Origin of the sequence: Paracoccus sp. Z118 (assembly GCF_019061185.1) — a bacterium.
Classification (GTDB): Bacteria; Pseudomonadota; Alphaproteobacteria; order Rhodobacterales; family Rhodobacteraceae; genus Paracoccus.
Window position 1 is genome coordinate 1 of sequence record NZ_JAHQZU010000073.1, and the last position, 2,423, is coordinate 2,423.

At 71.1% G+C, this 2,423-nt stretch carries 1 protein-coding gene; it reads left to right on the forward strand.

Features of this window, described 5'->3' with window-relative positions; translation table 11 throughout:
• Positions 1-14 precede the first annotated feature (14 nt).
• Complete coding sequence (gene xsc, locus KTN05_RS17380; RefSeq protein WP_217330626.1) at positions 15-1,808, forward strand: sulfoacetaldehyde acetyltransferase; 1,794 nt, start codon at positions 15-17, stop codon at positions 1,806-1,808.
• The last annotated feature ends 615 nt before the right edge of the window (positions 1,809-2,423 follow it).

The following is a 2,423-nucleotide window of genomic DNA, read 5'->3' on the forward strand; positions in this document are numbered from 1 at the left end:
AAGGAGATATTTCGATGAAGATGACGACTGAGGAAGCTTTTGTTAAGGTTCTGCAGCTGCATGGGATCGAGCATGCGTTCGGGATCATCGGGTCTGCGATGATGCCTGTGTCGGATCTGTTTCCGAAGGCGGGGATCACGTTCTGGGACTGCGCGCATGAGACGAATGCGGGGCTGATGGCGGACGGGTTCACGCGCTCGACGGGGAAGATGTCGATGGCGATCGCCCAGAACGGGCCGGGGGTGACCGGGTTCGTGACGCCGGTCAAGACCGCCTACTGGAACCACACGCCGCTGCTTCTGGTGACGCCGCAGGCGGCCAACCGGACCATCGGGCAGGGCGGTTTCCAGGAGATGGAGCAGATGCGGCTGTTCGCCGACGCGGTCTGCTATCAGGAGGAGGTGCGCGACGCCGCGCGGATTCCCGAGGTGCTGAACCGGGTGATCATGCAGGCCTGGCGCAACAGCGCCCCGGCGCAGATGAACATCCCGCGCGACTACTGGACCCAGGTGATCGATGTCGAGCTGCCGCAGGTGGTCCGGTTCGAGCGTCCGGCGGGCGGCGAGGCGGCGGTGGCCGAGGCGGCGAAGCTGCTCAGCGAGGCGAAGAACCCGGTGATCCTGTCGGGCGCCGGGGTGGTGCTGTCGGGGGCGATCCCGGATCTGGTGAAGCTGGCCGAGCGGCTGGACGCGCCGGTGGCCTCGAACTACCAGCACAATGACAGCTTCCCCGGCTCGCACCCGCTGGCGGTCGGCCCCTTGGGCTATAACGGCTCGAAGGCGGCGATGGAGCTGATCCGGGACGCCGACGTGGTGCTGGCGCTGGGAACGCGGCTCAACCCGTTCTCGACCCTGCCGGGCTACGGGATCGATTACTGGCCGAAGGACGCCAAGATCATCCAGGTGGACATCAACCCCGACCGGATCGGCCTGACCAAGAAGGTCACGGTCGGGATCGAGGGCGATGCCGGCAAGGTGGCGCGCGGGATCCTGTCGCAGCTTTCCCCGCAGGCCGGGGACGCCGGCCGGCAGGAGCGCCGCGATCGCATCGCGCAGACCAAGTCCCGCTGGGCGCAGGAGCTGTCGAGCCTCGACCACGAGCAGGACGATCCGGGCACCGAGTGGAACGCCGAGGCGCGCACCCGCGACGCCGATCTGATGAGCCCCCGTCAGGCCTGGCGGGCGATCATGCAGGCGGTGCCCGAGGACGCGATCGTGTCGTCCGACATCGGCAACAACTGCGCGATCGGCAACGCCTATCCGAGCTTCGAGGCGGGCCGGAAGTATCTGGCGCCGGGGCTGTTCGGTCCCTGCGGCTACGGCTTCCCGGCGATCCTCGGGGCCAAGATCGGCAACCCGGACACGCCGGTGGTCGGCTTTGCGGGCGACGGCGCGTTCGGGATCTCGATGAACGAGATGACCGCCTGCGGGCGCGACGACTGGCCGGCGATCACGATGGTGATCTTCCGCAACTACCAGTGGGGCGCGGAGAAGCGGAACACGACGCTGTGGTATGACAACAACTTCGTCGGCACCGAGCTCGACCGCGACACCAGCTATGCCGGCATCGCGCAGGCCTGCGGGGTGGAAGGCGTGGTGGTGCGCAGCGCCGCCGAGCTGACGGACGAGCTGCACAAGGCGCTCGACCGGCAGATGCAGGAGGGCAGGACCACCTTCATCGAGGTGCTGCTGAACCAGGAGCTGGGCGAGCCCTTCCGCCGCGACGCGATGAAGAAGCCGGTGGTGGTGGCGGGGATCGACCCTGCCGACATGCGCCCGCAGCAGGGCGCGGCTCTGGCCGACGCCTGACCGGCGTCTGGCCGGCGTCTGACCGGCGGGCCCCGGGCGCGGCGCTCCTCCTCCCCTCCTCCGCCGCGCCCGGCACTCCGTCCGGCCCTGCCCGGCGGGCCGCACCCCTCGCGGGTCCGGCTCGCCGGGCGTCCTCGGGATGTCCCTGACGGCGTTTCCCGCCTTCCTGCCTGTCCCGTTTCCCGGCCTGCCGGGCACGCGCCACCGCGCCGGGCGGTCCCCCGCCCGGCCTCCCGCCCATCCGCTTGCGGCGCCCCGCTTCCCGGCGATCCGTCCGGTCCGCAGTCCAAGGTATCCCCTGATGGCGCTTCCCGCTCCCTCGCCTGCCCCGCTTCCCGGCCCGCCTGCCGCGCGCCGCCGCGCCGGGTCGGTCCCCGCCCGGTTCCCTGCGGCGGCCCGCTTCTGCGCGACCCGCCCTGTCCCCGCTTCTTCGGGGTGTCTTCCCGCTCCCTCGCCTGCCCCGCTTTCCGGCCCGCCTGCCGCGCGCCGCCGCGCCGGGCGGTTCCCCGCCCGGTTCCCTGCGGCGGCCCGCTTCTGCGCGATCCGTCCCGTCCCCGCTCCCTCGAGGTGTCCCTGATGGCGCTGCCCGCCCGCCTGTCCGCCTGGCTTCCCGGC

What these genes read in the sequence shown, in the direction of transcription:
- xsc (WP_217330626.1), top strand. Translation starts at nt 15, where the DNA reads ATGAAGATGACGACTGAGGAAGCTTTTGTTAAGGTTCTGCAGCTGCAT.